Genomic DNA, 14,123 nt, shown 5'->3' with positions numbered 1-14,123 from the left:
CCCACCGCGCCCGCACCGGCCACTCCGGCCGCACCGTGGCCCCGGCCGCGCCGGTCACACCGGCAGGCGGCGGAACACCGGCCGCGGCACGTGCCGCAGGGCCGACATCACCAGGCGCAGCTTCCCGGGCACCCACACCGTCTCCGCGCGGCGGCGCAGGCCCGCCTCGATGGCCACGGCCACGGCCTGGGGCGTCGTCGCGAGGGGGGCCTCCGCCAGGCCCGCCGTCATCCTCGACCGCACGAAGCCGGGGCGCACGACCATCACGTGCACGCCGGTGCCGTGCAACGCGTCACCCAGGCCCTGGGCGAAGGCGTCGAGGCCCGCCTTGCTGGAGCCGTAGATGAAGTTCGAGCGGCGGGCGCGCTCGGCCGCGACGGAGGAGAGCACGACGAGCGAGCCGTGGCCCTGGGCCTGGAGGGCGCGGGCGCAGACCAGGCCGGCGGAGACCGCGCCGGTGTAGTTCGTCTGGGCCACGCGGGCCGCGGCGACCGGGTCGGCCTCGTCGCGGGCCTGGTCGCCGAGCGTGCCGAAGGCCAGCAGGACCATGTCGACGTCGCCCTCCGCGAAGACCTTGCCGAGGGCGGTCTCGTGGGACTCGGGGTCCAGGGCGTCGAAGGGCACGGTCCTGGTGTCGGCGCCCCGGTCGCGCAGGGCCTGCGCGGAGCGCTCCAGGGTGGGCGACGGGCGGCCCGCCAGCCAGATGTCGCGGGTGCGGCGGGTCACCAGGCGGTGGGCCGTGGCCTGGGCGATCTCCGAGGTGCCGCCGAGGACCAGGAGGGACTGGGGGGTGCCGAAGGCGTCTTTCATGGCTCTCCTTGAGTGGGGTGCGTGCGGGTGGGCCCGCGCGGGTGCGCCCCAGGCCCGCCCCTTCCCGATACCAGGGGCTCCGCCCCTGGACCCCGTTATCGGCGCTTCGCGCCTCGTCCTCAATCGCCGGACGGGCTGAAAGATCCCCGGTACGGCTAGAGGTCCAGGCGGCGGGACAGGTCCGAGCGGAAGACGTTCCGTGGGTCCAGTTCCGCGCGCAGGGCGCGGAAGGCGGGGAGTTGGGGGTACATCGCCGTGAGCACCTCGGGGCGCATGCGGGAGTCCTTGGCCAGGTAGACGCGGCCGCCCGCGGCGACGACCTCCTCGTCCAGTCCGTCCAGGAGCCGGGCGAGGCCGGGCAGGTGCGCCGGGATGTCCAGGGCCAGGGTCCAGCCCGGCACGGGGAAGGAGAGCCAGCCGGGGTCGGCGTCGCCGAAGCGTTTGAGCACGGCGAGGAAGGACGGGCAGCGGTGCCGGGCGATGCGCCGCACGATGCGCCGCAGCGTCTCCTCCTGGCCGTGGCCGACGACGAACTGGTACTGGAGGAAGCCGCCCTTGCCGTACACGCGGTTCCAGTGGGGGACGCCGTCCAGGGGGTGGAAGAAGGACGAGACGCGCTGGATCTCGGCGGTGCGGGAGCGCGGCGCCTTGCGGTACCAGAGCTCGTTGAAGAGGCCGACGGTGGTGCGGTGCAGGAGGCCCTCGGGCAGGAAGGCGGGGGCGGCGGGAAGCCGCCGCGGCCGGAAGGCCAGCGGGTCCCTGCGGGCGCGCTCGGGAAGGGCGTCCAAAGGGGCGTGGTCGCCGCGCGTGAGGACGGCGCGGCCCGTCGCGGCGCCGCGCGCGAGGAGGTCGATCCACGCCACGGAGTACCGGTAGCGGTGGTCGGTCGCGGTGAGGCGGGCCATCAAGTCGTCCAGGTCCGTGGCCCGTTCGGTGTCCACGGACATGAAGGAGGTCTCCACCGGCAGACAGCGCAGCTTCGCCTTGAGGATGACACCGGTCAGGCCCATGCCGCCCGCCGTGGCGTTGAAGAGCTTGCTGCCGGGCTTCACCGCGCGGACCGTGCCGTCGGCCGTGAGCAGGTCGAAGGAGCGCACGTGGCGGGAGAACGAGCCCGAGACGTGGTGGTTCTTGCCGTGGATGTCGGCGCCGATCGCCCCGCCGACCGTGACGTAGCGGGTGCCGGGCGTCACCGGCACGAACCAGCCGAGCGGCAGCAGGACCTCCATCAGACGGTGCAGCGAGACGCCCGCGTCGCACACGACGGTGCCCGTGTCGGCGTCGATGGTGTGCACCCGGTCCAGGCCCGTCATGTCGAGCACGGCGCCGCCCGCGTTCTGCGCGGCGTCCCCGTAGGCGCGGCCGAGCCCGCGCGCGATGCCGCCGCGTTCCGCGCAGGCGTGCAGCGCGGCCACGGCCTCCTCGCGGGAGCGGGGGCGCACCAGCCGGGCGGCCGTGGGAGCGGTGCGGCCCCAGCCGGACAGGGGCACGGCGAGCGCGGCGGACCCATCGGACGCGACGGACCCGCCGGACGCGACGGACCCGCCGGGCACGGCGGGCACGGCGGGCACGGCAGCAGAGGCAGGCGGAGCGGAGGAAGCGGGCACGGCGGGCGCGGCGGCGGGCACGGCAGGCATGGCGCGACCGTATCGCCCGTATATGTTCCGCTTGCTCCCTATGAGGGACTGTTCTTCCTAAATCGTCCTTAGTCTCACCGGAATGGGCGATTAAAAGAGTGTCACCCAACAATCCTGCAATTCGAGGGGTGTTGCCTGTCCGTATGGACGACATGGACCACCGGCTGCTCTCGGCCCTGCGCGCCCGCGGGAGCGATCCGCGCGTGGCGGCCGCCGCCCGCGCCCTGTCCCACACCGGTGAGCACGGCGCACTGTGGCTCGCCCTGGGCCTGACCGGGGCCGCGCTCGACCGCGAGCGGCGCCCCGCCTGGCTGCGCGCCACCGCGCTCACCGCCGTCGCGCACCTGGCCAGCATGGGGGTGAAGCGGCTCGTCCGGCGTCCACGGCCCGCGCACGTCACCCCGCTCGTACGGACCGCGGGGCGGCACTCCTTCCCCAGCTCGCACGCCACGTCGGCGGTCGCGGCCGCGGTGGCGTACGGCGCGCTGCGGCCCACGGGCGCCCGGCTGCTGCCGCCGCTCGCCGCCGCGATGTGCGTCTCCCGGCTCGTCGTCGGCGTGCACTACCCGTCGGACGTGGCGGTGGGCGCCGCCCTCGGCGCGGCCACCGCGTACGCCGGCGCCCCCTGGCTGCGCGAAACCCGTGCCCCGCGCCCGATCGGAGGCCGTCACGATGGCTGACCGCACCACCGCCCTGCTCGTCCCGCCCCGCTCCCCGCAGGCCCCGAAGCCCGGCCCCGGCGGCCTGCCGCTCGGGCTCCTGAAGACCGCGCGGCCCCGCCAGTGGATCAAGAACGTCCTGGTCGTCGCGGCCCCGGCGGCCGCGGGCGAGCTGTTCTCGCGCCATGCGCTCGGCCAACTCGCGCTGGTCTTCGCCCTGTTCACGGCGGCCGCGGCGGCCGTCTACCTGATCAACGACGCCCGTGACGCCGACGCCGACCGCGCCCACCCCACCAAGTGCCGCCGACCGGTCGCGGCCGGGGCGGTCCCGGTGCCCGTCGCGTACGCCACGGGCGGGGCACTCGCCGTGGCCGCGCCGCTCGCGGCCGCCGCGCTGTGCACGCCGCTCACGGCCTGTCTGCTCGCCGCGTACGTGGTGATGCAACTCGCGTACTGCGTCAGCCTCAAGCACGTGCTCGTCGTCGACCTCGCCGTCGTCACCACCGGCTTCCTGATGCGGGCGATGATCGGCGGGGTCGCGCTCGGGATTCCGCTGTCGCGCTGGTTCCTGATCACGACCGGCTTCGGCGCGCTCTTCATGGTCTCCGCCAAGCGGTACTCCGAGGCGGTGCAGATGGCGGGCCGGGCGGGCGCGACCCGGGCGCTCCTCACCGAGTACACCACCGGCTACCTGCGGTTCGTCTGGCAGCTCGCGGCCGGTGTCGCCGTGCTCGCGTACTGCCTGTGGGCCATGGAGAGCGGCACCGCGGGCACCGGCGTGCTGCCGTGGCGGCAGCTGTCCATGGTCGCCTTCATCCTCGCGATCCTGCGCTACGCCGTGTTCGCCGACCGGGGCACGGCGGGCGAGCCCGAGGACGTCGTCCTGCACGACCGCGCGCTCGCCGTCATCGGGCTCGGCTGGCTCGCCATGTACGGGCTCGCGGTCGCGGACTGGTGAGGCGCGGGCGCCCCGCGGCGCGCGAGCTGCTCGGCTTCGCCGCCGCCGGGCTCTGCGCGTACGCCGCCGACCTCGGTCTGTTCCTGTGGCTGCGCGGGCCCGCCGGGCTCGACCCGCTGACCGCGAAGGCCCTGTCGTTCGTCGCCGGGTGCACGGTCGCCTACGCGGGCAACGCCCTCGGCACCTACCGCCGGGCCGACGACGGGGCCTCGCGGCTCCGCCAGTACGCCGTCTTCTGCGCCGTCAACGTCGCGGGCGCCCTCGTCCAGCTCCTGTGCATCGCCGTCTCCCACTACGGCCTCGGATTGACCTCGCGCCGGGCGGACACGGTATCCGGTGCGGGAATCGGCATGGCACTGGCCACTGTCCTGCGGTTTTGGGGTACCCGGACGTTGGTATTCCGCTCACAGGCCGCACGGATCCCGCAGGACACGGGGACCGCGCGGGCCGCACAGACCGCACCAGGAACGGGGCAGAGGACATGGACTGGCTGAAGAAGCTGCCCGGCATCGGGCCGTACGTCGACCGGCTGACGCGCACCCACGCGTGGCGCTCCTACGAACGGCTCGACGAGGTCCACTGGAGCAGGCTCGCCGCCGCCATGACCTTCATCAGCTTCGTCGCGCTCTTCCCGCTGATCACGGTGGCGGCGGCCATCGCCGCCGCCACCCTCACCGCGAAGCAGACGCAGAAGATCGAGGACAAGATCGCCGAGCAGGTCCCCGGCATCTCCGACCAGCTCGACCTGGAGGCGCTCGTCGCCAACGCGGGCACCGTCGGCCTCGTCGCGGGCGCCCTGCTGCTGTTCACCGGCGTCGGCTGGGTCGGCTCGATAAGGGAGTGCCTGCGGACGGTCTGGCTGCTCGACGACACCGGCGAGAACCCGTTCCTGCGCAAGCTCAAGGACCTGGGCGTGCTCGCCGGGCTCGGCGGCGCCGGGCTCGCCTCGCTGATCGCCTCCGCCGTCGCCTCCACCGCCGTGGGCTGGACCGCCGAACAGCTCGGCGTCGACAAGGACGGCCCCGGCGGCGTCCTGCTCCAGGTCGCCGCGTTCGCCATCGCCGTCCTCGCCGACTTCCTGCTCCTGCTGTACGTCCTCACGCTGCTGCCCGGCGTCCAGCCGCCCCGGCGCGCGCTGATCGTCGCCGCCCTGATCGGCGCGGCCGGGTTCGAGCTCCTGAAGCTGCTGCTCGGCGGCTATATGAAGGGCGTCGCCGCGAAGAGCATGTACGGCGCCTTCGGCGTGCCCGTCGCGCTGCTGCTGTGGATCAACTTCACCGCGAAGCTGCTCCTCTTCTGCGCCGCCTGGACGGCCGTGCCGAAGAAGGAACGCACCGAGGAACGCGCGGCGGACAGCACGGCGCGCCGGCCCGAGGAGGCCGTCAGCCCCGGCGCAGCGGCCAGCGACGGTTGAGCAGGAACAGACCGCCCGCGACCAGGGCGAGCACCCCGGCCGCGATGCCGAGCGCGACGCCCATGCCGCTGGACTGCTCGCCCGAGGCGTGCGCCACGTTCTTCGCGTTCGTGCCGCCGTCGCCCGGGGCGCCCTTGCCCGCGCCGGTGGAGGCGCCCTTCGGCGGGACCAGCTCGCCGACCGGCTTCACCTTGTCGTGTGCCGCGAAGCCCCAGTCGAGCAGCCGGGCCGTCTCCTTGTAGACGGCGTGCGGCTCGCCCGACGAGGGGTTCATGACGGTGACGAGCAGCACCTTGCCGTCGCGCTCGGCGACACCCGTGAAGGTGTTGCCCGCGTTGGTCGTCGAGCCGTTCTTGACGCCCGCGATGCCCTTGTACGCCTCGACGCCGTCGGCCCCGGTGAGCAGGCGGTTGGTGTTCTGGATGCCGAAGGACTCGCGCTTCGTCTTGCCCTTGTCCTTGCCCTTCTTCACCTTGACGGTCGCGCCGGGGAATTCCGCGGTGGCCGTCGCGCAGTACTCGCGGAAGTCCTTCTTCTGCAGGCCGGAGCGCGCGAACAGGCTCAGGTCGTACGCGGACGACACCTGGCCCTTCTCGTCGTAGCCGTCCGGCGTGACGACGTGCGTGTCGAGGGCCTGGAGCTCCTCGGCGTGCTTCTGCATGTCCTGCACGGTCTGCGGCACGCCGCCGTTCATCGCGGACAGGACGTGCACCGCGTCGTTGCCGGAGCGCAGGAAGACGCCCAGCCACAGGTCGTGGACCGAGTACGTCTCGTTCTCCTTGATGCCGACCAGGCTGCTGCCCGCGCCGATGCCCTGCATGTCGGTCAGCGCGACCTTGTGCTTCTGGGTCTTCGGGAACTTCGGCAGCACGGTGTCCGCGAACAGCATCTTCAGGGTGCTCGCCGGGGCGAGGCGCCAGTGCGGGTTGTGCGCGGCGAGCACCTCGCCCGACTCCGCGTCCGAGACCATCCAGGAGCGGGCCGACAGGTCCTTGGGCAGCACCGGCGCACCCGACTGGAGATCCACCTGGGTGCCCGGCTTGCCGAGGCGGGCGCCGCCGACCGTGGACATCTGCGCGGGCGGCTTCGGCTGTTTGTCCTTGTCGCCGCCCGGCTTGCCGTCGGCGAGCGCGGGCGCGGCCGTCGACAGGGACAGCAGGGTCGCGGACGCGATGAGCAGGGCGGTCTTCTTCACAGCAGGCACGGACGAGAACGTACAGGGCGTGGCGGCGCCCGTTTCCGCCGAGGTCCGCCCCGCCCGGCGGCCCCCACCCCGAAGGCGGTCCGTGAGGGCGGCTGGTGATACTGAGCGTATGAAGCTCAGCCGCCCCGTCTCCTGGTTCCTGCTCGCCTTCGGCGCGTGGAGCTGGGTCATCTGGATCACTTTCGTCAAGAACCTGTGGAAGGACGGCAGCGGGCTCGCCTTCGACGACGGCCGTCCGACGGCGTACTTCTGGGTGCACCTGACGCTCGCCGTTGTCTCCTTTGTCTTGGGGACGGTGGTCGGGACCATCGGGTTGCGTGGGGTGCGCGCACTGCGCCGAAGCTCATAGCGGTGGGCGTCCTCGGATTCGCCCTCGTCGCCCTGGGTGCGGCCGCCGTCTTCGGCGGCCTCCTCCGGTACGTGTGGCGACGGACGGTGCGCGACACCACGATCAAGGGCTCGTGGGGCAGACGCCTGGGCACCGCGGCGTTCCTCGCGGGACCCCTGCTGATGTTCGGGGCGCTGGCGGCGGAGCGCACCGGGGCGCCGTTCCCGCTCCAGCAGGTCCTGGCGTGGCCGGGCTTCCTGTGGATGGCGTTCGCGCTGTACTTGCTCCTGGCCTTGCTGGTGGGAGAGCTGGTACGCCCACTGTTGAACCGGTGGTCAGCGAGCAGATCAGCCCGTCCGGCGTTCGAGGACGAGGCGCGAAGCGCCCATGAGGCGGTGAAAGGGGCGCAGCCCCATCCGACGGGCCCCGGCGGCGACCTGCCCCGCCGGGTCTTCGTGGCCAGAACGGTGGCCGCGGGCGCAGCCACCGTCGCGGCGGCGACCGTGGGCTACGGCACGTACTCCGTCCTCCGAGGCCCCCGCGTGAAACGCGTCACCGTCCCCCTCGCCAAGCTGCCGCGCGCGGCGCACGGCTTCCGGATCGCCGTGGTCAGCGACATCCACCTGGGCCCGGTGCTCGGCGCGGGCTTCGCCCGGCGCGTGGTGGACACCGTCAACTCCACCCAGGCCGACCTCATCGCGATCGTCGGCGACCTGGTGGACGGGGACGTCGAGGACCTCGCGGGCGCCGCCCGCCCGCTCGCGGACCTGCGCGCACGCCACGGCAGCTTCTTCGTCACGGGCAACCACGAGTACTTCTCCGGCGCCGAGCAGTGGGTGGAGCACGTCCGCTCGCTCGGCCTGCGCCCCCTGGAGAACGCCCGCACCGAACTGCCCTACTTCGACCTCGCCGGAGTCAACGACGTCCAGGGCGAGCGCGAGGGCCAGGGGCCCGACTTCGCCAAGGCGCTCGGCGACCGGGACCGCACCCGGGCCTCCGTGCTGCTCGCCCACCAGCCCGTGGTCATCCACGACGCCGTCGAGCACGGCGTCGACCTCCAGCTCTCCGGCCACACCCACGGCGGCCAGCTCTGGCCCAACAACCTCGTCGCCGACCTCGCCAACCCCACCCTCGCGGGCCTGGAGCGCTACGGCGACACCCAGCTGTACGTGACCCGCGGCGCCGGGGCGTGGGGACCGCCCGTCAGGGTGGGGGCGCCGTCCGACGTCACGGTGGTGGAGCTGGCGTCGCGTGCGGCGTGAGCAGGGCCACCGGCTCCCGCGGCGCCTGGGGGCGCGGCCGCGACGCGGGTGACGGCACGCGCGGGAGGCTGACCAGGACCGTCAGGCCCTCGCCCGGCGCCGTGCGGAGCTGGACGCGGCCGCCGTGGGCCGCCACCACGCCCTGCACGATGGCCATGCCGAGCCCGCTGCCCCCGCTGCGGCCCGTACGGAAGAAGCGGTCGAAGACCCGGGCCGCGTCCTGTTCGCCGAGCCCCGGGCCCTCGTCCGCCACGGTCAGGCACACCACGTGGCCGCGCCGCTCCAGGCCGAGCCGCACCGGGGTCTCGGCGGGGGTGTGGGCGCGGACGTTGGCGAGCAGGTTGGCGAGGACCTTGCGCAGGCCCTGCTCGTCCGCCCGGACGAGGATCGCGCCGTCCGCGCACACCGTGAGCGGACGGCCCGGGTCCTGCGCGCGCAGGTCGTCGGCCGCGTCCCGCACCAGACGGCTCAGGTCGACGGGGCGCAGGCGCAGCTCGGGCTGCTGGTCCAGGCGGGCCAGGGTGAGCAGCTCCTCCACGAGGTGGTTCATGCGGTCGGTCTCCGCGTTGACGCGGCACCAGGCGCGGCCGCGGTCCTCCGGCGTGGTCAGCATGCCGTTGTCGTAGAGCTGGAGGTAGCCGCGGATCGCGGACAGCGGGGTGCGCAGCTCGTGCGAGGCGTCCGCGACGAACTGCCGCAGCTGGGCCTCGCTCCGCTCGCGGGTCGCGAAGGCCGCCTCGACCTGCTGGAGCATGGAGTTGAGCGCGAGCCGCAGCTGCTCGGTCTCCCGCACCTCGGTCCTGCTGCAGGGCACGCGCCGCTTCAGATCGCCCTCGGCGATCGCGGAGGCCGTCTCGACCATGTCCTCCAGGGGCCGCAGGCGGCGGCTCGCGGACATCATCGTCAGGACGGCGAGCAGCGCGAGCAGCAGCATGCCGAAGGCCAGGTCGAGCCGGAGCGCCTTGCGCACGCTCGCGTGCACGTCCTCCGTGGAGGTGGCGATGACGAGGACCGTGCCGTCGGCGATCCGCATGCCGAGGGCGCGGTAGGAGTCGCCGCCCAGCCGCACGTCGCTCGGCGTCTCCTTGTCCGCGAACTCCTGCGCGTCGCCGACGGCGTGGGCGAGCTGGAGCTGGAGCTGGGTGGAGCCGACATAGCCGAAGTTGACGGGCTTGCCGTCGATGTCGACCGCGACGAACAGCGAGGAGGAAGGCGTCAGCTGGTTCGCCTTCCCGACCTGCTGCGGCAGCTCGATCAGCGACTTCTTGAAGTTGTTGATCTCCTTCAGGTGGTCGAGGGTGACCGGCATGCCGCTGAACGCCGAGCGTGAGTTCTGCAGTTCGGTGTCGACGCTGTTCAGCAGGTAGTGCTTCATGCCCATGATGCTCACGGCGGTCGCGGCCGCTATGCCGAGCGCGAGCAGGACGACGTTCACCAGGGTGAGCTTGGCGCGCAGCGAGTTCCCGAAGAGCCGCCGCGGCCCGGTGTGCGCCCGCTTCCTCATGCCAGCCCGTATCCCACGCCGCGCCGGGTCGTGATCAGCGGCGGCCCCACCTGGTCCAGTTTGCGCCGCAGATAGCTGATGTACGTCTCCACGACCGTCGACTCCGCCGCGTGCTCGATGTGCCAGACGTGGCGCAGGAGTTGCTCCTTGGGCACCACCCGGCCCGCGTTGCGCACCAGGAAGCGCAGCAGGGCGTACTCGGTGGGCGTCAGCTGCACCTCGCGGCCGCCCCTGCGCACCAGGTACGTCGTCTCGTCCAGCTCCAGGTCGCCGTAGCGCAGCGGCGGCCGCTGCGGCAGCACGTCGCCGGGGCGGGTGCGGCGGAGCACGGCGCCGATGCGGGCGACGACCTCGTCGATGTGGAACGGCTTGGTGATGTAGTCGTCGGCGAAGCCGAGGGCGCCGACGACCTCCGTCGGCGCGTCGCGGGCGGTGAGGAACACCAGGGCGAGGTCGGGCCTGCGCGCCCGCAGTTCACGTCCGAGCGCCCGCCCGTCGCCGTCCGGCAGCATCACGTCCAGGAGCGCGCAGTCCGGCCGGGTGTGCTCGACGAGCGCGAGGGCCTCGCGCACGGAGCCCGCCGTCATCACCTCGAAGCGGTGGAAGCGCAGGGTGAGGCTGAGGACGTCGGCGATGCTCGGCTCGTCCTCCACGACGAGCACGGTGGCCGCGCCCGCTGCGGGAGCGGCCTCTGCGACAGATGTTCCCCGGGGTCCCTCGGCGTGGCTCATGTCCCCAGTATCGGGGCGCTCGTTGTACCGGGGGCCGCTCCGTGGTTTGGAGTTGCTTGAGAATCACGGCCTTTGCCGCGCGCACGGTCCGCCCGCCGCTGATGCTGGGGGTCCTTCGCGTGCGCGAAGGGGCCGCGGGGCCGGGCGGCGGCGGACGGCACGGCCCGGCGAAGAGACCGGTCCGTCGGGAGGAAGGGGCGTACATCGTGGTGGCATGGGCACGTTGGTGCTACCGGCACCGGCTGGTGGTCGTGGTGCTGTGGGTGACGGCACTGGTCGGCTTAGGGGCCGTGGGCGGCTCCGCGGGCACCGACTACGCGAACGTCTTCTCCGCCCCCGACACCGACTCCACGCGCGCCGGTGACCTGATGGAGAAGGCGTTCCCCCAGCGCAGCGGCGACACGGACACCGTGGTGTGGAAGACCGCGCGGGGCTCGGCGCGGGACGCCGCCGTGCGCGGCAGGATCGAGCCCGTGCTCGCCGAGATCGCCGGGATGAAGGGCATCGGCGAGGTCGCGGGCCCGTACGCGCCGGGGCCCGAGGCCGCCGCCCGGGTCAGCCGCGACGGACGCGTCGCGTATGCGCAGATCACCTTCACCGAGCAGGCCAACGAGGTCTCCAAGAGCCTCGTCGAGGACGTCGTCGACACCGCGCGCGCCGCCGCCCGCCCGGGCCTGCGGGTCGAACTCGGCGGCCAGGCCGTCGCCCGCATCCAGGAGCCGCCCGCGGGCACCGCGGAGGCCGTCGGCATTGCGGCCGCCGCCGTGGTGCTCTTCCTCGCCTTCGGCTCGCTGTTCGCGATGCTCCTGCCCATCCTCACCGCCGTCTTCGCCGTCGGCACCGGGCTGCTCGCCACGATGCTGCTCAGCCACGTCACGGCGGTGCCCGAAGTGGCCCCGCTGCTCGGCACGTTGATCGGGCTCGGCGTCGGCATCGACTACGCCCTGTTCATCGTCACCCGGCACCGCCGGGGCATCCTGCGCGGCCTCGCCCCCGAGGAGTCGGCCGCGCAGGCCCTCGACACCTCGGGCCGCGCCGTGCTGTTCGCGGGCGGCACCGTGTGCGTCGCGCTCGCCGGGATGCTCGTGATGAACATGCGCTTCCTGGACGGCGTGGTCATCGCCGCGTCCCTCACCGTCGTCCTGAGCGTGCTCGCCGCCCTCACCCTGCTGCCCGCGATGCTCGGCCTGCTCGGCTCCCGCGTGCTCAGCCGCCGCCAGCGGCGCCGCCTCGCGGCCACCGGGCCCGAACCGGACGAGCCGACCGGTCTCGCGGCGCGCTGGGCCGCGGCCGTGGAGCGGCGCCCGCGCACGGTCGCGCTGCTCGCCGTCGCGGTCATGGCGGCCCTGTCGCTGCCGCTCCTCTCGCTGCGCCTCGGCGCCACCGACCAGGGCAACCACCAGGAGTCCAGCACCACCCGACAGGCCTACGACCTGCTCGCCGAGGGCTTCGGACCCGGCTTCAACGGGCCCCTCCACGTGGTCGTGGAGAAGGCAGGACCGGCCGCCACCGAGGCCCTGGTCAAGCGCCTGCGCGCGACGGAGGGCGTGGCGCACGTCGGCCCCGCGGCGCTCTCGGCCGACGGCCGGACCGCCGTCGTCCAGGTCGTCCCCACCACCTCGCCGCAGTCCGCGGCCACGGACCGCCTGATCGACCGGCTGCGCGCCGACGTACTGCCGCGGGCGGGCGTGGACGCGCACGTCGGCGGCGTGACCGCGGTGTTCAAGGACTTCGCCACGGTCACGGCGGACCGCCTGCCGTACTTCGTGGGCGCCATCGTCGTGCTCGGCTTCCTGCTGCTCCTCGTCGCCTTCCGCTCCCTCGTCGTCCCGCTGACGGCGGCCGTCATGAACCTGGTCGCCGCCGCCGCGTCCTTCGGCGTGCTGGTGGCGGTCTTCCAGTGGGGCTGGGGCGCGGAGGCGCTCGGCATCGCCAAGGAGGGCCCGATCACGGCGTTCCTGCCCGTCGTCATGCTGTCGCTGCTCTTCGGCCTGTCGATGGACTACCAGGTGTTCCTGGTCAGCCGCATGCACGAGGAGTGGGTGCACACCCGGGACAACGCCCGCGCGGTGCGCGTCGGCCTCGCGGAGACCAGCCGGGTCATCAACTGCGCGGCCCTCATCATGATCTGCGTGTTCTCCGCGTTCGTCCTCAGCGGCGACATGGAGGGCGCGACGGCGGGCATCGGCCTCGCCGCGGCCGTCGCGCTCGACGCGTTCGTGCTGCGCACCGCGCTCGTCCCCGCCGCCATGCAGCTGCTCGGCCGCGCCAACTGGTGGCTCCCGCCCTGGCTCGACCGGCACCTTCCGCACCTCGCCGTCGAGCCGCGCGACGCCACGCCCCCGGCGCCCGAGGAACTGGAGGCACTGGTGGCCGCCGCCCTCGGCCCGGCGGGCCCCGCGCCGGACCCGCGCGCCCCGGCCGACGCGTGCGGGTCGCCCGAGGCGTGCGCGGCCCAGGGCGCGTGCGGGGCGGTGGACCCGCTGACGGCCCGCGGCGACTTCTCCCCGTACGACCCCTACGACGCGGCCTACGCGGCCGACGACGAGCAGTACGTCCCCGGACTGCCCGCCCCGCAGGAGCGCGGAGCGCACGTCGTGCACGGCTTCATCATCACGCCCGACGGCGAGCCCATCCACACCGTGACCATGACCCTGCTGTCCAAGAGCGGCCGCCAGCTCGACCGCGTCTCGTCCCTGGCCGACGGCTCCTACCTCCTGTCGGCCCCCGCCCCCGGCGTCTACCTCCTCGCGGCGACGGCCCCCGGCTACGCCTCGAAGGCCCGCCACATCATGCTCGGCAGCGGCCCCCTGACGTACGACCTGGAACTCCTGGAGGCGGTGGGGACCGGGCCCGTGCTGTGAGGCTTCGGCGGAGCGGCGGGGGTGGGAGCGGGTGGATGCGCAGCGCGGCTAGCGCTTCTTCTTCCCGGCTTCCAGAAGTGCCGTCACGTCCAGCGACACCTTGGCGCCGATCGAGTCGGGGAGGGCGACCACCTGGCCGGGGGCATGTACCTGATGGTTTCCGTACTCGCCGCCCTTGGGGTCGGTGAGGAGGTGCAGGCGCTGGTGCTTGCGATCGACGACGACATAGACGGGCACCTTGGCCTCGGCGTAGGCGGTGACCTTGGTCTTCAGGTCGTCCCTCCAGTTGCTGGAGGTGACCTCCAGGACGAGGCGGAAGCAGACAGGGTCGTAGGCGTTGTTCTCGACGAGGTGGTCGTCGATGTCGGCGTCCACGAGCACGAGGTCGGGGATGGCGTAGTCCTCCGCGCCGGTGGGCAGCCAGAGGCCGACGTTCTGGAGGACCTCGGTTTCCTCGCCGTGCAACCCGGCGGCGAGGAAGGGCACCATGAGCTTGGTCAGGGCGCGGGCGTGCGGGGCATCCGGGGAAGGGGTCACGAGGAGATGTCCTCCGATGATCTCGACGCGGTAGCCCGGATGGCGCTCCATGATCTCGTCGGCGATGGCCGTGAGGGAGAACGGCTCTTCGTCCTCATAGGGCTGCTCGACGCTGGCGGCGGACATCGCGTGCCTCCTAGGGGGCTGGGGTCGAGAGCGTCATCGTAGGACGAGCCAGGGGCCTGTGCCGGTAACCAAATCGTTCACCAGAACGA

Annotated in this window: 13 protein-coding genes; 7 read left to right on the top strand and 6 right to left on the bottom strand. The window is 73.3% G+C overall.

Translation table 11 applies throughout. The annotated features are described in order from the left end of the window. Positions 1–54: 54 nt before the first annotated feature. Both dprE2 and dprE1 read right to left on the bottom strand, forming a co-directional pair. A complete protein-coding gene (gene dprE2, locus AC5WAM_RS16120) occupies positions 55–810 on the bottom strand; it encodes a decaprenylphospho-beta-D-erythro-pentofuranosid-2-ulose 2-reductase (protein WP_495522976.1) in 756 nt (251 codons plus the stop codon). A 155-nt stretch (positions 811–965) separates the two neighbouring features. Beyond that, positions 966–2,447, bottom strand: a complete 1,482-nt coding sequence (dprE1, locus tag AC5WAM_RS16115) for a decaprenylphosphoryl-beta-D-ribose oxidase (protein WP_495522975.1) — start codon at positions 2,445–2,447, stop codon at positions 966–968. Positions 2,448–2,590: 143 nt separating this feature from the next. On the opposite strand from dprE1, the gene AC5WAM_RS16110 reads away from it, so the two are divergent. Genes AC5WAM_RS16110 through AC5WAM_RS16095 form a run of 4 tightly spaced genes read left to right on the top strand, consistent with a single transcriptional unit; the run spans position 2,591 to position 5,478 of the window. Continuing rightward, the gene (locus tag AC5WAM_RS16110; RefSeq protein WP_495522974.1) at positions 2,591–3,127 is read left to right on the top strand and encodes a phosphatase PAP2 family protein; all 537 of its coding nucleotides are present in this window, start codon (positions 2,591–2,593) and stop codon (positions 3,125–3,127) included. Beyond that, positions 3,120–4,064 (top strand): decaprenyl-phosphate phosphoribosyltransferase, encoded by a 945-nt coding sequence (locus AC5WAM_RS16105; RefSeq protein ID WP_495522973.1) that lies wholly within the window; start codon positions 3,120–3,122, stop codon positions 4,062–4,064. The genes AC5WAM_RS16110 and AC5WAM_RS16105 overlap by 8 nt, the downstream gene beginning before the upstream one ends. Beyond that, on the top strand, positions 4,061–4,558 hold the full coding sequence (locus AC5WAM_RS16100; RefSeq protein ID WP_366789248.1) for a GtrA family protein: 498 nt from the start codon (positions 4,061–4,063) through the stop codon (positions 4,556–4,558). Before AC5WAM_RS16105 ends, AC5WAM_RS16100 begins: the two co-directional genes overlap by 4 nt. Next, positions 4,546–5,478: a YihY/virulence factor BrkB family protein gene (locus tag AC5WAM_RS16095; RefSeq protein ID WP_495522972.1), complete on the top strand. Its 933-nt coding sequence runs from the start codon at positions 4,546–4,548 to the stop codon at positions 5,476–5,478. The genes AC5WAM_RS16100 and AC5WAM_RS16095 overlap by 13 nt, the downstream gene beginning before the upstream one ends. Here the strand turns inward: AC5WAM_RS16095 and AC5WAM_RS16090 are convergent. Continuing rightward, complete coding sequence (locus AC5WAM_RS16090) at positions 5,447–6,682, bottom strand: D-alanyl-D-alanine carboxypeptidase family protein (RefSeq protein ID WP_495522971.1); 1,236 nt, start codon at positions 6,680–6,682, stop codon at positions 5,447–5,449. The genes AC5WAM_RS16095 and AC5WAM_RS16090 overlap by 32 nt on opposite strands. 109 nt (positions 6,683–6,791) lie before the next feature. Here AC5WAM_RS16090 and AC5WAM_RS16085 point away from each other — a divergent pair, with 109 nt between their 5' ends. After that, positions 6,792–7,031, top strand: coding sequence for an SCO4848 family membrane protein (locus tag AC5WAM_RS16085; protein ID WP_138961436.1), 240 nt, complete (start codon positions 6,792–6,794; stop codon positions 7,029–7,031). Positions 7,032–7,033: 2 nt separating this feature from the next. After that, a complete protein-coding gene (locus tag AC5WAM_RS16080; RefSeq protein WP_495522970.1) occupies positions 7,034–8,272 on the top strand; it encodes a metallophosphoesterase in 1,239 nt (412 codons plus the stop codon). Here the strand turns inward: AC5WAM_RS16080 and AC5WAM_RS16075 are convergent. Together AC5WAM_RS16075 and AC5WAM_RS16070 are read right to left on the bottom strand one after the other, a co-directional pair. Continuing rightward, positions 8,238–9,776, bottom strand: coding sequence for an ATP-binding protein (locus AC5WAM_RS16075; RefSeq protein WP_495522969.1), 1,539 nt, complete (start codon positions 9,774–9,776; stop codon positions 8,238–8,240). The genes AC5WAM_RS16080 and AC5WAM_RS16075 overlap by 35 nt on opposite strands. After that, positions 9,773–10,438 (bottom strand): response regulator transcription factor, encoded by a 666-nt coding sequence (locus AC5WAM_RS16070; protein WP_366789332.1) that lies wholly within the window; start codon positions 10,436–10,438, stop codon positions 9,773–9,775. The genes AC5WAM_RS16075 and AC5WAM_RS16070 overlap by 4 nt, the downstream gene beginning before the upstream one ends. A gap of 275 nt (positions 10,439–10,713) precedes the next feature. Between AC5WAM_RS16070 and AC5WAM_RS16065 the strand changes: the two genes are divergently transcribed. Next, positions 10,714–13,371: an MMPL family transporter gene (locus AC5WAM_RS16065; RefSeq protein ID WP_495522968.1), complete on the top strand. Its 2,658-nt coding sequence runs from the start codon at positions 10,714–10,716 to the stop codon at positions 13,369–13,371. Positions 13,372–13,419: 48 nt separating this feature from the next. Here AC5WAM_RS16065 and AC5WAM_RS16060 read toward each other — a convergent pair whose 3' ends face one another. After that, positions 13,420–14,034 carry a Uma2 family endonuclease gene (locus tag AC5WAM_RS16060; protein ID WP_495522967.1) on the bottom strand — a complete coding sequence of 205 codons (615 nt, stop codon included), beginning with the start codon at positions 14,032–14,034 and terminating at the stop codon, positions 13,420–13,422. Positions 14,035–14,123: the final 89 nt, after the last annotated feature.

Source organism: Streptomyces sp. JLYT201, assembly GCF_059448825.1.
Note: the sequence above shows the minus strand (reverse complement) of the source record. Positions and strands in the feature narration are given on the sequence as shown.